This window comes from Enterobacter hormaechei ATCC 49162 (genome assembly GCF_001875655.1).
Taxonomy (GTDB): domain Bacteria; phylum Pseudomonadota; class Gammaproteobacteria; order Enterobacterales; family Enterobacteriaceae; genus Enterobacter; species Enterobacter hormaechei.
On sequence record NZ_MKEQ01000001.1, the window covers coordinates 3,799,822 to 3,820,006 of the forward strand.

The window sequence follows — 20,185 nt, forward strand, 5'->3', positions numbered from 1 at the left end:
GTATGAATAAAATATGGCAAGCGAACCATTATTTCTTCTGGAGGGTGGTAAATGAAAAGAAAACTTCTTTTTATCTGCGCGGGTACGCTGCTGACGGCGGCGACCGTTGGTCAGGCGCTGGCAGTCACCAGTAGCGGCACTATCGGGGCAACGCTGACGCTGACAAACGGTTGTTTGATCAACGGCTCGCCAACGCAAAACGGCATTAACTTCGGGACACTCGATTTCGGGACCCATCCTGCGACATTCTCTACCCTGACAACCCAGTTAACCGGGGCCAGCGGAGGAAACACCTTTACCATTCAATGTACCACTGCCAGTTATACGGTGGCGATCACCGGCAACACCAACGCCACCGCACCCGGAACCGTTGTCGGCACCCCTGGAACGCCTGCCCGCTATCTGGTCAACACCGCCAATGCGGCACAGGGCGTGGCATACAGCCTCTATAGCGATAGCGGGTACAACAACGTGATCGCTAACAACGCCGCGTTGCCCGTTGCCTCCACGGCGGGCGGGGTGAACAGTTATACCCTCTACGGGCGCATAACGGGCGGCGGCAATAGCGTAACGGTGGTACCGGGAACCTATACCGACACGATTAACGTCAGCGTCACCTACTGATTCAGCCATGAAGGCATTGTGTTTATGTCTGCGCGAAAGCGCAGAGGGCGTCGTGCACCCTTTTTTCGCCCTGATCGTCGGGCTGATGATGAGCCCCGGCGTCGGGGCGGTGACCTCCCAGTCCTTCAGGGTGAGCGCGACGGTAGTACCGGGATGCTCGGTGAGCACCGGCACGGGCGGGCGCTTTGGGATGCTGGATTTTGGAACCCGCAATGGCGTGGACAGCACGCCGGTCAGCACCAGCTTTGTCGCCGACGGCGCGTTGTCCATCGCCTGCACGCCGGGCGTGGCGCTGAGCATGACCATTGACGGCGGCCAGAATTACAGCTCGGTGCGACGGATGACGCGTTCAGGCGGGACCGAAGTGGTCGGTTACCGGCTCTACAGCAGCAGCTCTCTGGCGGCGAACAGCGAAATTGGGGTTAACCAGGCAATACCGATTACCTATACCAACAGCAATAACATCGCGCTGCCTCTTTTTGGCGTCGCGCTCCTGACGGGATTTAGCCTGCCGGGAACATATTCAGATCAACTCACCGTGACCTTGTCATGGTAGGAAAGGGAGAACATCGATGAAGCCATTTTTCAGGCGGTCAGGCCTGGTGGGTCTGTTGGGGGCGGTGGCTCTGGCAACGGGCCAGGCGCATGCAGCGGCAACCATTCTTCTGTGGCCCATCGATCCGTGGCTTCCGGCAGAGGCCAGAGCAACTGAGTTGTGGATCCAGAATCAGGGCAACAGCGCCACAACAATGCAGGTACGTATTGTGCGCTGGAAACAGGAGGGCGGATACGAGCGTTACACCGCCCAGCAGGATGTGGTCGCCAGCCCGCCGATCGTGACCATCGCCAAAGGCAGTAAACAGCTTATTCGCCTGATCAAGCAGGGGACGATCCCGACGGGGGTTGAGCAGGCCTACCGCATCATTGTGGATGAAATTCCCCAGCCGGATGCCAAAGCGGAACCGTCCATGGGCCTCAAACTGCAAATGCGCTATTCCATTCCCCTGTTTGTTTATGGGCAGGGGATCCCCACCCTCAACGAAGGGGCGCACCACGCGCTGGCGAACACCCAACAGCTGAGCTGGCGGGTCGTGCAGGAGGAGGGGAAACCCGCGCTTCAGGTCAGCAATCAGGGGGATGTACACGTCCGGCTCAGCCAGGTTGCGGTTGAGCAGGGCGGGCAAAAGCGCACGGTTGCCGAGGGGCTGCTGGGTTATGTGCTGCCAGGCAGCACCCGAAGCTGGCCGCTTCCGGCAGGCATTTATCAGCCGAATCGGATGAGCGCGCAAATTAATGCCAGGGATACGCAATGGCAATCGACGCCCGTCAACTGAAACCGGCGATGATGATCCTGCTTTGCGTCAGTACCAGCGCCTTTGCCGAAACCGGCGACGATAGTTTACCGCCGCCGCCGGATGCGCGGACGATGAACGGCGAAGCAGTATTCCAGCTCGCCCTGGTGCTGAACCACTATGACACAGGTCTGGTGGTGCCGGTGACGCAACGCGAGGGCGCCTGGTTTATTTCGGGCGCGGATTTGCTCCGCGCCGGGCTACCGCCCGCGCATGTGCCTGCCGGAGAGGTAAATCTCTCGACGCTTTCGTCGGTACGCGCAGAGTATGACAGCTCGGCCCAGCGCCTGTTGCTGACGGTCCCCCGGGACTGGGTTGCCGCGCGGGTTACGCCGTTCAGCGAACAGAGCGCGCAAAGCAAACCGCACTATGGCCGCGGCGCGCTACTCAATTACGACGTTTATACCAACCATTCCGAGCACACGGGCGGCCAGGCGTCGGTGTGGCATGAGTTCCGCTATTTCAATGAGGACTATTCGTTTTCATCGACGGGGTACGCCCGGCAGAACTTCACCGGTAGCAGCGGGCAGCAGGAAGGGTACGTGCGCTATGACTCAACGTTTCTGATCACCAACGAGGAGGATGCCACCACCTGGACCGCCGGGGACGTCATCAGCGATGCGCTGAGCTGGAGCACCAGCGTGCGCATGGGCGGGATCAGCTACGGGCGCGACTTCTCCCTGCGTCCGGATCTGGTGACCTGGCCGCTGCCCGCGTTTTCCGGCGAGGCGGCCGTCCCGACCTCGGTCGATCTGTTTATTAATGGCTACCGTTCCGGCTCCACCCGCCTTCAGCCGGGGCCGTTTACCCTGACTAATCTGCCGTATATCAACGGTGCCGGGGATGCGGTGCTGGTTACCACCGATGCGCTGGGCCGTCAGGTGAGTACCACGCTGCCATTTTATGTCACCAGCGATCTGCTGAAGCAGGGGTTAAGCGACGGCGCCGTGACGCTGGGCAGCCTGCGGCGTAACTACGGTATTGAGAATTTTGACTATGGCCCGGCGGCGGGCAGCGGATCGTATCGCTACGGGGTAACCGACTGGCTGACGCTGGAGGGGCACGCGGAAGGGGCGGAGTCGCTGGCGCTCGGCGGCGCGGGCACGGTGCTGAAGCTCGGGCGTTTTGGGGTGGTGAATACCTCCTGGACCCAAAGCCGCATGCGCGGCGATAGCGGCGGCCAGACAAACTGGGGCTATCAGTACAACACCAGCGAGTTTAGCGTAGCGACCCAGCATACCCGACGCGATCGTGGCTTCGGCAACCTCGCCCTGTACGATCAGCCCACCGTTTATGATGAAAATGATAACCCCGTTGCCAGCCTGAGCCGCAATACCGACCAGTATTCCTTAACCTTTAACCTCGGGGAATACGGCAATATCGGCGCGGCATGGATCGGCGTTGAGAGTTTTGACAGCCAGAAAACGGAACTGCTCAACCTCTCCTGGAGCCGCAATCTGTGGGGCTCAAGCAGTATTTATCTGGCTGCCAGCCGTGATCAGCAGCGGGGCGACTGGACGGTTGCGCTGTCGTTGCAGGTCCCCCTTGGCGAACGTGACAGCGCCGCCGTCACCTTTGAAAACACCCCTGACGCAGGCAGCACTCAACGCATTAACTACAACCACTCGATGCCGTCTGACGGCGGCTTTAGCTGGAACATGGCCTGGGCCAACCAGTCGCGGTCGAGTGACTATCAACAGGCCACACTCGGCTGGCGGAATAACAACGTTGAACTACAGGGCGGCGGCTACGGTGAGAAGGGCATGATGACCTGGTGGGGCGAGGCGATGGGGTCTGTCGTGCTGATGGACGGTGAGCTGTTTGCGGCGAACAAAATCAACGATGCGTTTGTGGTGATCAGCACCGACGGACACCCGGATGTTCCCGTCAGCTACGAGAACCAGCCGGTGGGTAAAACCAATAACAAAGGCTATCTGCTGGTGAGCGGCGTTTCCGCCTATTATCCGGCAAGCTACCGCATTGACACCCTGAACTTACCCGCGGATACCCGGCTGAAAGAGACCGAGCGTCGGGTGGCGATACGTCGGCATAACGGTTATCTGGTGGATTTCCCGATGGAGCAGGAGCGGGTTGCCAGCGTCATCCTGCATGATGCGCAGGGCAATGCGATCCCGGTGGGAAGCCAGGTTAAACGTGCCTCCCGCAGCAGCGCCGTTGTCGGCTATGACGGCCTCGCCTGGCTGGAAAACCTCAACGATGTGAATCCGCTCGAGGTCATCACCCCGGAGGGTAAACGCTGTACGGCAACGCTGACCGTTGGCGCAAACCCTGAGCATAAGCTGCAAACCTACGGTCCGCTGACCTGTCGGGAGACGCCTGTTCGTTGCGCTCCTGCTGCTATTTTCTGGCGGCAGCTGGGCGGCCTGTACCGTCAGTACGGTCAATGCCTCGTTTGGCAGCGTCACCTCGTTCGCGCTGAGCGGCACCGGGGAAGTGGAAACGACGGGCACGCTGGTGGTGACCTGTGATACCGTCCTCAACCTGTTAACTAACGACTCGGTGACGCTGAATTACACGTCGGCATCCGTCTTCGCGAATAGCCGTGCCACCATGAAGCGTACGGACAACGCGGCTATCACCGATGTCATTCCCACGCGCCTGTGCGGGGCGTCCGGCTGCGGCGGAAACAGTGAAGTACAAATCAGCAAAGCCTACACCTGGAGCGGAAACACCCTGCTCGGGCTGCTGGGTTCAAGGCGCTACAACATTCCCCTTTATTTTCGGACCGTGATGGGGCAGAACGTCACGGCCGGGCCGTACCAGGTGTTGTTAACGTTCAGCATCAACTACAACGTGTGCGCCATCGGTGCGGTCGGGGCGTGCCTGACCCCGCAAACCGGCACGGCAACCACCTCTATCCTCCTCAACATGACCGTCACCAATGATTGCAGCACCATGACCACGCCGGACGTCAATTTTAACAGCGCGCCGCTGGTGCAAAATTTCCCCACCGTTTCACAGTCGGTCGCCGTCACCTGCACCAAGGGCAGCACCTACACCATAGGCATTAACAATGGGGCAAACGCCCTGAACAACGTGCGTCGTATGGTCAGCGGCAGCAACTTCATGAGTTACGACATTTACAAAGAGGCGACCAGCAACCGCTGGGGTGGCAGCGGCAGCGAGCGCTGGGCCAGCGCCAGCTCATCGCAGGTCAGCACGGACGGGCTTTTACGCACCTACAACTACACCGCTAAGGTCCTCACCAGCCAGGCCACGCCGCCTGCCGGAACCTACACCGACACGCTGATTGTCGACGTCGCATTCTGACCTCCACGCTTTTCCCTTTCGCAAATGTAAAGTTCCTGTGGCCTGTGCCGATAACACCGTTAATCAATCTATGAGAAGGTGTTGTATGTTGAACCGTATCCGCGTTGTCACAATGCTTATGATGGTGCTGGTCATTTTCGCACTTCTTCAGCTTATTTCTGGCGGCCTCTTTTTCTCGTCGTTAAAACAGAACCAGGACAGCTTCGCGGCCTCGAACGATTTGCGGATGCAGCAAAGCGAGCTGACCACGACCTGGGATCTGATGTTGCAGACGCGTATCAACCTGAGCCGCTCTTCCGCCCGCATGATGATGGATCCGAACAACCAGCAGAGCAGCGCAAAAACAGAACTGCTGAAGAATGCGCGCGCCACGCTGGCAGACGCGGCGAAACACTACGACGCCTTCAAAAAAATCGCCCCTCAGCCCGCCATGGCGCAGGCGAGCGCGAACATAGATGAAAAATATCAGGCCTACTTCGCCGGGCTGACGGAGCTGGTGCAGTTCCTGGAAAATGGCAATATGGACGCCTATTTCGCGCAGCCGACCCAGGGAATGCAGAACGCCCTCGGCGCGGCACTCGGCGAGTACGCCAAAGCCAGCGGCGAGCTTTATCACTCCGCGTTTACGCAAAGCCAGAACGACTACCGTTTTGCGAAATGGCAGATGGCGGTTCTTGCCCTCGCGCTGGTTATCGTCCTGGTGGCCGTGTGGTACGGCATTCGTCATATCCTTCTTAACCCGCTTGGCCGCGTCATCGCCCATATCCGTGATATTGGCCGGGGCGATCTGACGAAAACGCTGAACGTGTCTGGCCGCAACGAGATCACCGAACTGGCAACCAGCGTCGACCATATGCAGCGTTCGCTGATTGATACCGTCGCCAACGTGCGTGAGGGGGCGGATGCCATCTATACCGGCACAAGTGAAATCGCGATGGGCAACAACGATCTCTCGTCCCGCACCGAACAGCAGGCCTCCGCTCTGGAAGAGACGGCGGCCAGCATGGAGCAGCTCACCGCGACCGTGAAGCAGAACGCCGACAACGCTCGTCAGGCGTCGCAGCTTGCCGAAAGCGCGTCCGACACCGCCCAGCGCGGTGGTCGGGTGGTCGACGGCGTGGTGAAAACCATGCATGACATTGCCGACAGCTCCAAGAAAATCGCCGACATCATCAGCGTTATCGACGGTATCGCCTTCCAGACCAATATCCTGGCGCTGAACGCGGCCGTTGAAGCGGCGCGCGCGGGCGAGCAGGGGCGCGGGTTTGCCGTGGTCGCAGGCGAAGTACGTAACCTCGCCAGCCGCAGCGCCAATGCGGCGAAAGAGATCAAAGCCCTGATTGAAGACTCTGTTTCACGCGTGGATACCGGCTCGGTGCTGGTGGAAAGTGCGGGTGAAACCATGAATGACATCGTGAATGCCGTGACGCGCGTGACGGACATCATGGGTGAAATCGCCTCTGCATCGGATGAGCAGAGTCGTGGTATTGACCAGGTCGCCCTGGCGGTATCGGAAATGGATCGTGTGACGCAGCAAAACGCCGCCCTGGTGCAGGAGTCCGCTGCGGCGGCCGCTGCGCTGGAGGACCAGGCGAGCCGCCTGAAAATGGCCGTCTCGGCGTTCCGTCTTACTTCAAAAACGACAAATACGGTCAGCTCGCGGTCGGCGTACAGCGAAGTAACCCCGGCGCCCGTGGCAACACGTACGCGCGCAGCGGTGACCGGACAAGATGAAAACTGGGAAACATTTTGACTGACAATTAAACCGCGGCTGCTTGCCGCTTGATGGGAGCGTGGATGTTAAATCGTATTCGTATCTCGACCACACTGTTTTTGATTCTGATCCTGTGTGGGGTTTTGCAGGTTGGCAGTAACGGGTTGTCTTTCTGGGCGTTTCGCGATGGCTATCAGAATTTGCAGGAAGTTGAGACGAGTAATCAGCAGCGCTCCACACTGGCACAAACGCGTGCCGTGCTGTTGCAGGCAAGCACGGCGCTGAACAAAGCAGGGACGTTAACCGCGCTGAGCTATCCGCCGGATGATATTAAGGCGCTGATGGTCGTGGCCCGCAGCAGCCTGAAGCAGGCCGACGCGCAGTTTAAGGCGTTTACGGCGCAGGAGGCGGTGAGTGAGAAACAGAAAGCGCTGAACGTCGCCATGAAAAAGAACTTTGATGCGTGGTACAGCGATCTTGATCATCAGGCGACGTGGCTGGAGAACAACCAGCTTTCTGATTTCCTGACCGCGCCGGTGCAGGCGTCTCAGGCGGCGTTCGACGGCAGCTTTAACGCCTGGCAGCAGGATATTAACCAGTTTGTGGCGCGTGCCGGTGCGGACAGCCGCACCAGCTACCGCATGTCAGGGGTGATATTCCTGACCATGGTGATCCTGGCGGCCCTGCTGACCGGCGGCTCGCTGTGGTGGTCGCGCAAAATGATCGTCCAGCCGCTGGCCATTGTCAGCAGCCACTTCGACAGTATTGCGAAGGGCAACCTGGCGCGTCCGGTGGCCGTGTATGGCAGGAATGAAATATCAGCGATTTTCGCCAGCCTGAAGGCGATGCAGGGATCGCTGCGGGAAACCGTCAGCAACGTTCGTCAGGGCAGTTACGCCATGCATACCGGGATCTCAGAGATTGCGGCAGGCAATAACGATCTGTCCTCCCGCACCGAACAGCAGGCGGCATCGCTGGCGCAGACGGCGGCCAGCATGGAGCAGCTGACTGCGACCGTAAGCCAGAACGCCGATAACGCGCGTCAGGCGTCCGACTTGTCAAAACAGGCGGCGATGACGGCGAAACGTGGGGGGGACCAGGCTTCACACGTCGCCAGCACGATGCAGGAGATTGCCGCCAGTTCGCAGAAAATTGGCGACATTATCAGCGTCATCGACGGTATCGCGTTCCAGACCAATATTCTGGCGCTGAACGCTGCGGTGGAAGCGGCGCGTGCCGGGGAGCAGGGGCGCGGGTTCGCGGTGGTTGCCGGTGAAGTCCGTAACCTCGCCAGCCGCAGCGCCAACGCGGCGAAAGAGATCAAAGGGCTGATTGAAGAGTCGGTCTCCCGCGTTCAGCAGGGTTCCGCGCTGGTGGATACCGCCGCGCAGACCATGCACGAGATTGTCACCTCCGTGACGCGGGTGAACGACATTATGGGCGAGATTGCCTCGGCGTCTGATGAACAACGCCGTGGTATTGATCAGGTGGCGCAGGCCGTAACACAGATGGATCAGGTTACCCAGCAGAACGCCTCACTGGTAGAAGAGGCGGCGGCGGCTACCGACCAGCTGGCAAACCAGGCGGATCACCTTACCGGGTTAGTCGCCGTTTTTAATGTGAAAGAGCACGTTGAAGCAGTAACAGAAGTCGGACGGTCACAGGCCGTGCCCGTTGTATCCTGAATGTGATAAAGAAGGCGCTATGACATCACCCATGCCCTCAGGGCAAACGTCATTATTGTTACAGATGACACAGCGCCTCGCGCTGTCCGACGCGCATTTTCGTCGGATATGTCAGTTAATCTACCAGCGTGCGGGGATCGTGCTTGCGGACCATAAGCGAGACATGGTTTACAACCGGCTGGTGCGGCGCTTGCGCACGCTGGGGCTGGATGATTTTGGCCGCTATCTGAGCATGCTCGAAGCGAACCAGAACAGCGCCGAATGGCAGGCATTTATCAACTCATTAACCACCAACCTGACCGCGTTTTTCCGCGAGGCGCATCACTTCCCGGTGCTGGCGGAACACGCCCGTCGCCGTAGCGGAGAGTATCGCGTCTGGAGCGCGGCGGCCTCTACCGGGGAAGAGCCGTACTCGCTGGCCATCACCCTGGCGGACACCCTGGGCATGGCGCCGGGCCGCTGGAAAGTGTACGCCAGCGACATCGACACCGAAGTGCTGGAAAAAGCCCGTAACGGCGTTTATCGCCAGGATGAGCTGAAAACGCTGTCGCCGCAGCAGCTACAGCGTTACTTCATGCGCGGCACCGGACCGCATGAAGGACTGGTGCGCGTACGCCAGGAGCTGGCGAACTGCGTGGAATTTGCCCCCGTCAATTTACTGGATAAGCAGTACAACGTGCCGGGGCCATTCGACGCCATTTTTTGCCGTAACGTGATGATCTATTTTGATAAAACGACGCAACAGGACATATTGCGTCGCTTTGTTCCGCAGCTCAAGCCTGACGGTTTACTGTTTGCCGGGCACTCGGAAAACTTTAGCAACCTCGTGCGTGAGTTTAGCCTGCGTGGGCAAACGGTATATGCGCTGAGTAAGGAAAAAGCATGAGTAAAATCAGGGTATTGTCTGTCGATGATTCGGCGCTGATGCGTCAGATCATGACCGAAATCATCAATAGCCACAGCGATATGGAGATGGTGGCGACAGCGCCCGATCCGCTGGTCGCGCGGGATTTAATCAAAAAATATAACCCCGACGTGCTGACGCTGGATGTCGAAATGCCGCGCATGGATGGCATCGATTTTCTGGAAAAATTAATGCGCCTGCGCCCGATGCCGGTGGTGATGGTGTCATCTCTGACCGGGAAAGGCTCGGAGATTACCCTGCGCGCGCTGGAGCTGGGGGCGGTGGATTTTGTCACCAAGCCGCAGCTCGGCATTCGCGAGGGGATGCTGGCCTACAGCGAGATGATCGCCGAGAAGGTCCGCACTGCATCCCGGGCGAAGCTTGCCGCGCACAAACCAATGGCGGCCCCGGCAACGCTGAAGGCGGGGCCGTTACTTAGCTCTGAAAAGTTGCTGGTGATTGGCGCGTCAACCGGAGGAACAGAGGCAATTCGTCATGTACTCCAGCCATTGCCGCTCTCAAGCCCGGGTATCCTGATCACACAGCATATGCCGCCAGGTTTTACCCGCTCGTTCGCGGAGCGTCTGAACAAGCTGTGCCAGATCAGCGTGAAAGAGGCGGAAGACGGCGAGCGCGTGCTGCCGGGACATGCGTATATCGCCCCGGGCGACAAGCATATGGAGCTGTCGCGCAGCGGCGCGAACTATCAAATCAAAATTCATGACGGGCCGCCGGTGAACCGGCACCGTCCGTCGGTGGATGTGCTGTTTCATTCGGTGGCGAAACATGCGGGGCGCAACGCCGTGGGAGTGATCCTGACGGGGATGGGCAACGACGGCGCCGCCGGAATGCTTGCGATGCACCAGGCTGGCGCCTGGACCATTGCGCAGAATGAAGCAAGTTGTGTGGTGTTCGGCATGCCGCGCGAAGCCATCAATATGGGTGGCGTGAGCGAAGTGGTCGATCTTAGCCAGGTAAGCCAGCAGATGCTGGCGAAAATCAGTGCCGGACAGGCAATACGTATTTGACTCAGGAGTATTATTTTATGGCGGATAAAGAGCTTAAGTTTTTGGTTGTGGATGACTTTTCCACCATGCGTCGCATTGTGCGCAACCTGCTGAAAGAGCTGGGCTTCAACAATGTTGAAGAAGCCGAAGACGGCGTGGATGCGCTGAACAAACTCCAGGCTGGCGGGTTTGGTTTTGTGATTTCCGACTGGAACATGCCGAACATGGACGGTCTCGAACTGCTGAAAACCATCCGCGCGGATGCAGGCATGGCCTCTCTGCCGGTGCTGATGGTGACCGCGGAAGCGAAGAAAGAGAACATTATTGCCGCTGCACAGGCGGGCGCAAGCGGCTACGTGGTGAAGCCATTCACCGCGGCGACTCTGGAAGAGAAGCTCGGGAAGATCTTCGAGAAACTCGGCATGTGAGGTGGTAGTGATGATGCAACCTGCTATGAAACCCGTTGAAGAACATTCGCCGAGCGACATTATTGCCCGCATTGGTAGCCTGACGCGCATGCTGCGCGACAGCCTGCGTGAGCTGGGGCTGGATCAGGCTATCGCCGAAGCGGCGGAAGCCATCCCTGACGCGCGTGACCGTCTGGACTACGTTGTGCAGATGACCGCGCAGGCGGCCGAGCGTGCGCTGAACAGCGTTGAAGCCTCGCAGCCGCACCAGGATGCGATGGAGAAGGGGGCGAAAGCGCTGAGCAAACGCTGGGATGAGTGGTTTGAGAACCCTATCGAGCTGGCGGATGCCCGCGAACTGGTCACGGATACCCGTCAGTACCTGGGTGATGTCCCAGGCCACACCAGCTTCACCAATGCCCAGCTGCTGGACATTATGATGGCGCAGGATTTCCAGGATCTCACCGGTCAGGTCATCAAGCGCATGATGGACGTGATTCAGGAGATTGAACGTCAGCTGCTGATGGTGCTGCTGGAGAACATCCCGGAACCGGCTGCCCGTCCGAAACGCGAGAACGAAAGCCTGCTCAATGGTCCACAGCTTGATACCAGCAAAGCGGGCGTGGTGGCAAGCCAGGATCAGGTGGACGATCTGCTGGACAGTCTTGGCTTCTGATGGCCCGTTCTGCCTCAGGTCGTTAGCGCGGCCTGAGGCAGCACAGGACAAAAACAGCGAAAAGAGCCCTAATAATCGGGCTTTTCCCGCCATTGGATTTTCTCTGCGCTGGCATGATACCCGTGAATTAATGGGCTGCGAGCAGGCACAGTGGCAGAAGAGAACGACGACAAAACAGAAGCCCCCACACCCCACCGACTTGAAAAAGCCCGTGAGGATGGGCAGATCCCCCGATCCCGAGAGCTGACATCCCTGCTGATCCTGGTGGTGGGCGTCTGCATAATCTGGTGGGGCGGGGAGATGCTCGCCCGCAGACTGGCGGGAATGCTCTCTGCTGGCTTACGTTTTGATCACAGCATGGTCAATGACCCCAATCTGATCCTCATCCAGATCATCAACCTGGTGAAAAGCGCGATGATCGCTCTGCTGCCGTTGATTGCTGGCGTGGTGATCGTGGCCCTTGTTTCGCCAGTCATGCTCGGTGGCCTGGTGTTCAGCGGTAAATCGCTGCAACCGAAATTCTCTAAGCTCAATCCGTTCCCCGGTATTGCGAAAATGTTTTCCGCGCAAACCGGGGCTGAGCTTCTTAAAGCGATCCTGAAATCGCTTCTTATGGGCAGTACTGCCGGTTTTTTTCTGTGGCACCACTGGCCGGAGATGATGCGCCTGATCAGCGAATCCCCGATGACGGCGATGAAGAATGCTCTGAACCTGGTCGGGTTATGCTCGTTGCTGGTGGTACTCAGCATTATTCCGATGGTGGCGTTCGACGTTATCTTCCAGATCTATTCCCATATCAAGAAGCTGCGAATGTCGCGTCAGGACATCCGCGATGAATATAAACAGATGGAAGGCGACCCGCACGTTAAGGGCCGTATCCGCCAGATGCAGCGTGCTGCCGCGCGTCGTCGCATGATGGAGGATGTGCCGAAAGCCGATGTGATCGTCACCAACCCGACCCACTACTCCGTGGCGCTTCAGTACGACGAAAATAAAATGAGCGCGCCGAAAGTGGTGGCGAAAGGGGCAGGGCTGATTGCGCTGCGCATTCGTGAAATCGCGACGGAAAACCGCGTACCGATCCTTGAAGCGCCGCCGCTGGCCCGTGCCCTGTATCGCCACGCGGAAATTGGACAACAGATCCCGGGCCAGCTTTACGCCGCTGTCGCAGAGGTGCTGGCCTGGGTGTGGCAACTGAAACGCTGGCGTTTAGCGGGCGGTCAACGACCTGTAAAACCTGAGAACCTTCCGGTGCCTGAAGCACTGGATTTTTTGAACGAGAAGGACACTGATGGCTAATCTGGTGGCAATGTTGCGCCTGCCCGGCAACCTGAAATCGACGCAATGGCAGATCCTTGCCGGACCGATTCTGATCCTGCTAATTCTGTCGATGATGGTGCTGCCGTTACCGGCATTTATCCTCGACCTGCTTTTTACCTTCAACATTGCGTTGTCCATTATGGTGCTGCTGGTGGCGATGTTCACCCAGCGCACGCTGGAGTTCGCCGCGTTTCCAACGATCCTGCTGTTCACCACGCTGCTGCGCCTGGCGCTGAACGTCGCCTCCACGCGAATCATCCTGATGGAAGGGCATACCGGCGCGGCGGCGGCGGGTAAGGTGGTGGAAGCCTTCGGTCACTTCCTGGTGGGCGGTAATTTCGCCATCGGTATCGTGGTGTTTGTCATCCTCGTTATCATCAACTTTATGGTTATTACCAAAGGTGCGGGGCGTATCGCGGAAGTGGGTGCGCGTTTTGTGCTGGACGGGATGCCGGGCAAGCAGATGGCGATCGACGCCGATCTGAACGCCGGGCTTATTGCCGAAGATGAAGCGAAAAAACGCCGTGCGGAAGTGACCCAGGAAGCGGACTTCTACGGTTCGATGGACGGTGCGAGTAAGTTTGTGCGCGGTGACGCCATCGCGGGCATCCTGATTATGGTGATTAACGTCATCGGCGGCCTGCTGGTGGGGGTATTGCAGCACGGCATGGACATGGGGCATGCGGCGGAAAGTTATACGCTGCTGACCATCGGTGACGGTCTGGTCGCCCAGATCCCGGCGCTGGTGATCTCCACGGCGGCGGGTGTGATTGTGACCCGCGTCAGCACCGATCAGGACGTGGGTGAGCAGATGGTGGGGCAGCTGTTCAGCAACCCGCGCGTTATGCTGCTCTCCGCGGCGGTGCTGGGTCTGCTCGGTATGGTGCCAGGCATGCCGAACCTGGTGTTCCTGCTGTTTACCGCCGCGCTGCTGGGGCTTGCCTGGTGGATGCGTGGGCGTGAAACCCAGCCTAAGGCAGAGCCAGCCCCGGTGAAAATGCCGGAGAACACCCAGGCGGTAGAAGCGACCTGGAACGACGTTCAGCTGGAAGATTCGCTGGGGATGGAAGTGGGGTATCGCCTGATCCCCATGGTGGATTTCCAGCAGGATGGCGAGCTGCTTGGCCGTATTCGCAGTATTCGTAAAAAATTCGCCCAGGACATGGGCTTCCTGCCGCCGGTGGTCCATATCCGAGACAACATGGATCTCCCGCCTGCGCGCTACCGCATCCTGATGAAAGGGGTGGAGATCGGCAGCGGCGATGCGTATCCCGGACGCTGGCTGGCGATTAACCCGGGCACGGCCGCAGGCACGTTGCCGGGTGAGCAGACGACCGACCCGGCCTTTGGTCTGGCGGCCATCTGGATTGAGAGCGCCCTGAAAGAGCAGGCGCAGATCCAGGGTTACACGGTTGTTGAGGCCAGTACCGTGGTAGCGACGCACCTCAACCATTTGATTGGTCAGTTCTCCGCCGAACTGTTTGGTCGTCAGGAGGCGCAACAGCTGCTCGACCGCGTAACACAGGAGATGCCGAAGCTGACCGAAGATTTGGTCCCGGGCGTGCTGACCTTAACCACCCTGCACAAAGTGCTGCAAAATCTGCTCGACGAGAAAGTGCCCATTCGCGATATGCGTACCATCCTTGAGACGCTGGCCGAACATGCGCCGCTGCAAAGCGATCCGCACGAACTGACGGCGGTGGTGCGCGTGGCGCTCGGACGCGCCATTACCCAGCAATGGTTCCCGGGAACCGGCGAAGTGCAGGTGATTGGCCTCGACACGCCGCTGGAACGTCTGCTGCTTCAGGCGTTGCAGGGCGGCGGCGGGCTGGAGCCGGGTCTGGCGGACAGATTACTGGCGCAAACCCAAGAGGCGCTGGCGCGCCAGGAGATGCTGGGGGCGCCGCCGGTGCTGCTGGTGAATCACGCGCTGCGTCCGCTGCTGTCGCGCTTCCTGCGCCGGAGCCTGAATCAGCTGGTGGTGCTGTCGAATATGGAGCTGTCCGATAACCGCAATATTCGCATGACGGCGACCATAGGAGGGAAATAATGCGTAAGTGGCTGTGGATTTTACTTTTCCCGCTGGTGGCACAGGCCGCAGGCGAGGGGGCATGGCAGGCCAGCAGCATCGGCTTAACGCTCAACCATCGGGGGGAGGCGATCTCCTCCCGTCCGCTGTCCGCCGCTGAGCCGGTGTCCGGGCTGATGACGCTGGTGGCCTGGCATTACACGCTGACGGGACCCACACCTGCCGGATTGCGGGTGCGGCTGTGCTCGCTGACCCGCTGCGCGGAAATCGAGGGACAAAGTGGCACGACCCAGGCCTTCAACGGGGTCTCTGCTCAGGAACCTCTGCGCTTTATCTGGGAAGTGCCAGGCGGTGGACGGCTGATCCCGGCGCTGAAGGTTCAGCGCAATGAGGTGCTCGTCAACTACCGCTAACTGCCTGCCTTTTCGCCAGTCTTCAGGCATTTATGAAGGCTGGCTCGCAAAATTGACCCTCCCTTTTGATACAAAAGAAACGCTGTTTTATAAATCAGTGACACGCGTATTGACACTCTTTGCATTTTTGCCATTCACCACTTTGTGATGGCAGAAACAGAAAGGTATCAACAGGTCGATACTTTTACTGTAGCCGTGTAAAAACTCCCGGACGAGGTTTGCTTACAGGGAGTCTCCCAAAACTGATTAGGGTTGACGGCAATGAAAACACGTAAAATTGGACTCGCAAATTATCTTGCTTACGGGTCAGGCGACTTCCTCGGCGCGGGGACTACCGCCCTGACGGCCGCCTGGCTTTTATATTTTTATACCACTTTCTGTGGACTCACACCGATTGAAGCAACCTTTATCTTCGCCGCCGCAAGGGTGCTGGATGCGGTTGTCAGCCCGTTAATGGGCTTTTTAACCGATAACTTTGGCACCACCTGGCTGGGTAAGCGTTTTGGCCGTCGTAAGTTCTTCATCCTGCTCGGCATTCCCTGCGTGTTTAGCTACTCGCTGATGTGGGTAGGGGACATGAGTTTCTGGTACTACCTGCTGACCTATCTGATCTTTGATATCGTCTACACCATGATCCTGGTGCCGTACGAAACGCTGGTGCCGGAGATGACGGACGATTTCAAGCAGAAAACCAAATTCTCCGGGGCGCGTATCTCTATGGCGCAGATGTCCGCCATTCTGGCCTCCTTCCTGCCGGGGATCCTGCTTACGCACTTCGGCAAAGACAACGCGATCTCCTTTTTCTATGCAAGCCTGGTCTTCTCCGTACTCTGTGCGCTGATGCTCACTTTCGTCTGGTTCTTCACCTGGGAGCGTCCGCGTGAAGAGTGGTCTGAAGCGGCCCTGCTGGCCGAAGAAGAGAAGAAAAAGCTGACCCTGGGCCAGAGCCTGAATCGTCTTTTTGTCGAGTTAAGTTCGACGCTGCGTATCAAGATTTTCCGCCAGCACCTTGGCATGTACCTCGGCGGCTATATTGCCCAGGACGTGTTTAACGCCGTATTCACCTACTACGTGGTGTTTGTGCTGATGCAGGAAGCGTCAATGGCGTCCAACCTGCTGGGCACGATGGCCATCTTCCAGTTCCTGGCCGTGATCGGGATGATCCCGCTGTGCATTCGCTTCGGACCTGCGCCGTCTTACCGCATGGTGGTCGTGCTGTTTGGCCTGGCTTCGCTCTCTTACGCGGTGCTTTATTACGCGGGCCTGAGCGACGTTTACGCTCTGCTGCTGCTGATCTCTGCGGTTGCCGGGCTTGGTCGCGGGGGGATCAACTATGTTCCGTGGAACACCTACACCTACATTGCTGACGTGGACGAAGTGATCACCGGTCAGCGTCGCGAAGGGATCTTCGCAGGCATCATGACCCTGACCCGTAAAGCGTCTCAGGCTGGCGCGGTAATGCTGGTGGGGATCGTGATGCAGATGTCCGGCTTTGTCAGCGGTCAAAAAGTGCAGCCTGCGGAAGTGAGCCACACCATTCTGATGATCCTGAGCGTTGGCACAATCCTGGTGTTGTTCTGCGGCTTCCTGGTCTCCCTGCGCTTCAAACTCAATTTACAGACCCACAGCACCCTGCGTGAAGAGACCGCGAAAATGCGCGAGTCCGGCCACGCCATGCCCGAAGCGGCGACACCACAGGCCCGCGCTACCGTGGAGATGCTGGCCGGTATGCCGTATGAATCCCTGTGGGGCAACAACAATATTGGTTATCTGAATCGCAATAAACCGGCGGCCCCTTCGCTGAAGGATCGTGCGGTACTGAATTCGACATACAACAGAGGTTAAGATGATGAAAGTTTGGCCTGTCAAACATAGCCCGTTACTGCGTCAGCCTGAGCGCTTTATCGCCAGGGATGAGCTGAAATCGCTGATTCAAAAGGTGACGCATAACCTGGTCAATATCCATGACAAAACGGGTGAGTTTTTGCTGCGGCTGGACGACGGGCGCGTGATCGACACCAAAGGCTGGGCCGGATGGGAATGGACGCACGGCGTCGGTTTATACGGTATCTGGCAGTATTACTGCCAGACCGGTGACGAAGGGATGCGCGAGATTATCGACAGCTGGTTTGCTGACCGTTTCGCAGAAGGTGCAACCACTAAAAACGTGAATACCATGTCGCCGTTCCTGACGCTGGCGTATCGCTATGAAGAGACCAAAAACCCGGCCTGGCTGCCGTGGCTGGAAAGCTGGGCGGAATGGGCGATGAATGAGATGCCGCGCACCGAGCATGGCGGCATGCAGCACATCACCCTGGCGGAAGAGAACCATCAGCAGATGTGGGATGACACGCTGATGATGACGGTGCTGCCGCTGGCGAAAATCGGCAAGCTGCTGAACAAGCCGGAGTACGTAGAGGAGGCGATCTATCAGTTCCTGCTCCACGTACAGAACCTGATGGATCGGGAGACGGGGCTGTGGTTCCACGGCTGGAATTACGAAGGCAATCACAACTTTGCCAACGCCCGCTGGGCGCGCGGCAACAGCTGGCTGACCATCGTGATCCCGGATTTCCTCGAGCTGGTGGATCTGCCGGAAAACAACGCCGTCCGTCGTTATCTGGTGCAGGTGCTGAATGCGCAGATCGCCGCGCTGGCAAAATGTCAGGACGAGAGTGGATTGTGGCATACGCTGCTGGACGATCCTGATTCTTATCTGGAGGCATCGGCCACCGCAGGGTTTGCCTACGGCATTCTGAAAGCCGTGCGCAAGCGTTATGTCGGCGCAGAGTATGCAGCGGTGGCGGAGAAAGCGATTCGCGGTATCGTGCAAAACATCTCGCCGGAAGGGGAGTTGCTGCAAACGTCCTTCGGGACGGGGATGGGCAGCGATCTGGCGTTTTACCGTCAGATACCGCTGACGTCGATGCCGTATGGACAGGCAATGGCGATTCTGTGTCTGACGGAGTATTTGCGGAAATATTTCTGATAATAAAAAACCCGGCTTTCGCCGGATTTTTTTACATACGTTCTACGGTTTCGATACCCAGGGTATCCAGACCCAGTTTCAGGGTCTTCGCCGTCAGCTGTGCCAGCTTCAGGCGGCTGTTGCGTACCGCTTCGCTCTCGGCAGAGAGAATAGGGCAGTGTTCGTAGAAGCCAGAGAACAGACCGGCCAGATCGTACAGGTAAGCACACATCACGTGTGGCGTACCGTCGCGCGCGACCACGAAGAGGGTCTCTTCGAACTGAAGCAGGCGCGCGGCCAGCTGCGCTTCACGGTCTTCGGTAAGGGTCACCGTGGCGTTCGCCAGCACGCTTTCGTCGATATTGGCTTTACGGAAGACGGAGAGTACACGGGTATAAGCGTACTGCATGTATGGCGCCGTGTTGCCTTCAAACGCCAGCATGTTGTCCCAGTCGAAGATATAGTCGGTGGTACGGTTTTTGGAGAGATCCGCGTATTTCACCGCACCGATCCCGACCGCATTAGCCAGTTTTTCCAGCTCGTCAGCAGGCATATCCGGGTTCTTCTCGGCCACCAGGCGACGCGCGCGCTCCAGCGCTTCATCCAGCAGATCGGAAAGCTTCACGGTGCCGCCCGCACGGGTTTTAAACGGCTTGCCGTCTTTACCCAGCATCATGCCGAACATGTGGTGTTCCAGCGGCACGGAATCCGGCACGTAACCCGCTTTACGCACGATAGTCCACGCCTGCATCAGGTGCTGGTGCTGACGGGAGTCGATGTAGTACAGCACGCGGTCCGCATGCAGGGTTTCGTAACGGTATTTCGCACAGGCGATGTCGGTGGTGGTGTAGAGATAGCCGCCATCCTTTTTCTGGATGATCACGCCCATCGGTTCGCCTTCCTTGTTCTTATACTCATCAAGGAACACCACCGTTGCGCCTTCGCTCTCTACCGCCAGATTTTTAGCTTTCAGATCCGCCACAATGCCTGGCAGCATCGGGTTATACAGGCTTTCACCCATCACGTCGTCGCGCGTCAGGGTCACGTTCAGACGGTTATAGGTAAGCTGGTTCTGGGACATGGTGATGTCAACCAGCTTGCGCCACATCTCAAGGAAGTATGGGTCGCCGCCCTGAAGTTTCACCACATAGCTGCGCGCGCGCTCGGCGAAGGCTTCATCTTCGTCATAGTGCTTTTTGGCTTCACGGTAGAAACCTTCCAGGTCCGCCAGCGCCATTTCGCCTGCGTTTTCCTGCTGCTGCTTTTCCAGATACGCGATCAGCATGCCGAACTGCGTGCCCCAGTCGCCTACGTGGTTCGCGCGGATCACCTTGTGACCAAGGAACTCCAGGGTACGCACCGCTGCGTCACCGATGATGGTGGAGCGCAGGTGACCGACGTGCATCTCTTTCGCCACGTTTGGCGCGGAGTAGTCAACCACCACGGTCTGCGCTGCTGGCTGAGCCACGCCCAGACGGTCAGATTTCAGTGCCGCGTCAACGTGGCTTGCCAGGAACGCAGGCTCAAGGAAAATGTTGATAAAGCCCGGACCGGCGATTTCAGTTTTGCTGGCGATGCCGGTGAGATCCAGATGCGTCAGTACCTGCTCAGCGAGCTGTCGCGGCGGCATGCCCAGTTTTTTAGCCACTGCCATCACGCCATTAGCCTGATAGTCGCCAAACTGTACTTTCGCTGACTGACGAACCTGTGGTTCGCAATCCGCAGGCGCACCTGCGGCAATCAGTGCCTGACTGACTTTTTCTGAGAGAAGAGCCTGAATATTCACCTGGATACC

17 protein-coding genes are annotated in these 20,185 nt (G+C 58.4%); 16 read left to right on the forward strand and 1 reads right to left on the reverse strand.

What is annotated here, in order from left to right; genetic code table 11:
* Positions 1 to 51: 51 nt before the first annotated feature.
* The 16 genes from BH712_RS18735 to bglB all read left to right on the forward strand — a co-directional run bounded on the left by BH712_RS18735 (position 52) and on the right by bglB (position 18,411).
* Positions 52 to 624 (forward strand): Csu type fimbrial protein, encoded by a 573-nt coding sequence (locus tag BH712_RS18735; protein WP_003859701.1) that lies wholly within the window; start codon positions 52 to 54, stop codon positions 622 to 624.
* Between the two features lie 7 nt (positions 625 to 631).
* Complete coding sequence (locus BH712_RS18740) at positions 632 to 1,180, forward strand: Csu type fimbrial protein (RefSeq protein WP_006811108.1); 549 nt, start codon at positions 632 to 634, stop codon at positions 1,178 to 1,180.
* A 16-nt stretch (positions 1,181 to 1,196) separates the two neighbouring features.
* Positions 1,197 to 1,958: a fimbrial biogenesis chaperone gene (locus BH712_RS18745; protein ID WP_006811107.1), complete on the forward strand. Its 762-nt coding sequence runs from the start codon at positions 1,197 to 1,199 to the stop codon at positions 1,956 to 1,958.
* A complete protein-coding gene (locus BH712_RS18750; RefSeq protein WP_006811106.1) occupies positions 1,934 to 4,465 on the forward strand; it encodes a fimbria/pilus outer membrane usher protein in 2,532 nt (843 codons plus the stop codon). Before BH712_RS18745 ends, BH712_RS18750 begins: the two co-directional genes overlap by 25 nt.
* A complete protein-coding gene (locus BH712_RS18755) occupies positions 4,413 to 5,267 on the forward strand; it encodes a Csu type fimbrial protein (RefSeq protein ID WP_420890502.1) in 855 nt (284 codons plus the stop codon). Before BH712_RS18750 ends, BH712_RS18755 begins: the two co-directional genes overlap by 53 nt.
* A gap of 85 nt (positions 5,268 to 5,352) precedes the next feature.
* Entirely contained in the window at positions 5,353 to 7,020 is a 1,668-nt protein-coding gene (gene tar / locus BH712_RS18760) for a methyl-accepting chemotaxis protein II (protein WP_006811104.1), read from the forward strand.
* A 44-nt stretch (positions 7,021 to 7,064) separates the two neighbouring features.
* The gene (tap, locus tag BH712_RS18765; RefSeq protein ID WP_032673915.1) at positions 7,065 to 8,666 is read left to right on the forward strand and encodes a methyl-accepting chemotaxis protein IV; all 1,602 of its coding nucleotides are present in this window, start codon (positions 7,065 to 7,067) and stop codon (positions 8,664 to 8,666) included.
* 19 nt (positions 8,667 to 8,685) lie between these two features.
* Entirely contained in the window at positions 8,686 to 9,552 is an 867-nt protein-coding gene (cheR, locus tag BH712_RS18770) for a protein-glutamate O-methyltransferase CheR (RefSeq protein ID WP_032673913.1), read from the forward strand.
* Positions 9,549 to 10,598, forward strand: coding sequence for a protein-glutamate methylesterase/protein-glutamine glutaminase (locus BH712_RS18775; protein ID WP_006811101.1), 1,050 nt, complete (start codon positions 9,549 to 9,551; stop codon positions 10,596 to 10,598). Before cheR ends, BH712_RS18775 begins: the two co-directional genes overlap by 4 nt.
* A 17-nt stretch (positions 10,599 to 10,615) precedes the next feature.
* Complete coding sequence (gene cheY, locus BH712_RS18780; protein ID WP_000763862.1) at positions 10,616 to 11,005, forward strand: chemotaxis response regulator CheY; 390 nt, start codon at positions 10,616 to 10,618, stop codon at positions 11,003 to 11,005.
* A 10-nt stretch (positions 11,006 to 11,015) separates the two neighbouring features.
* Positions 11,016 to 11,660, forward strand: coding sequence for a protein phosphatase CheZ (cheZ, locus tag BH712_RS18785; RefSeq protein WP_000983500.1), 645 nt, complete (start codon positions 11,016 to 11,018; stop codon positions 11,658 to 11,660).
* A 150-nt stretch (positions 11,661 to 11,810) separates the two neighbouring features.
* Positions 11,811 to 12,959 carry a flagellar biosynthesis protein FlhB gene (gene flhB, locus BH712_RS18790; protein ID WP_006811100.1) on the forward strand — a complete coding sequence of 383 codons (1,149 nt, stop codon included), beginning with the start codon at positions 11,811 to 11,813 and terminating at the stop codon, positions 12,957 to 12,959.
* Positions 12,952 to 15,030: a flagellar biosynthesis protein FlhA gene (flhA, locus tag BH712_RS18795; protein ID WP_006811099.1), complete on the forward strand. Its 2,079-nt coding sequence runs from the start codon at positions 12,952 to 12,954 to the stop codon at positions 15,028 to 15,030. The genes flhB and flhA overlap by 8 nt, the downstream gene beginning before the upstream one ends.
* Entirely contained in the window at positions 15,030 to 15,422 is a 393-nt protein-coding gene (flhE, locus tag BH712_RS18800; RefSeq protein WP_006811098.1) for a flagellar protein FlhE, read from the forward strand. The genes flhA and flhE overlap by 1 nt, the downstream gene beginning before the upstream one ends.
* A gap of 261 nt (positions 15,423 to 15,683) precedes the next feature.
* Positions 15,684 to 17,267 carry an MFS transporter gene (locus BH712_RS18805; protein WP_006811097.1) on the forward strand — a complete coding sequence of 528 codons (1,584 nt, stop codon included), beginning with the start codon at positions 15,684 to 15,686 and terminating at the stop codon, positions 17,265 to 17,267.
* 4 nt (positions 17,268 to 17,271) lie between these two features.
* Positions 17,272 to 18,411 carry a beta-galactosidase BglB gene (bglB, locus tag BH712_RS18810; RefSeq protein ID WP_032674122.1) on the forward strand — a complete coding sequence of 380 codons (1,140 nt, stop codon included), beginning with the start codon at positions 17,272 to 17,274 and terminating at the stop codon, positions 18,409 to 18,411.
* 31 nt (positions 18,412 to 18,442) lie between these two features.
* Here bglB and argS read toward each other — a convergent pair whose 3' ends face one another.
* Positions 18,443 to 20,176 (reverse strand): arginine--tRNA ligase, encoded by a 1,734-nt coding sequence (gene argS, locus BH712_RS18815; protein ID WP_006811095.1) that lies wholly within the window; start codon positions 20,174 to 20,176, stop codon positions 18,443 to 18,445.
* Between the last annotated feature and the right edge of the window lie 9 nt (positions 20,177 to 20,185).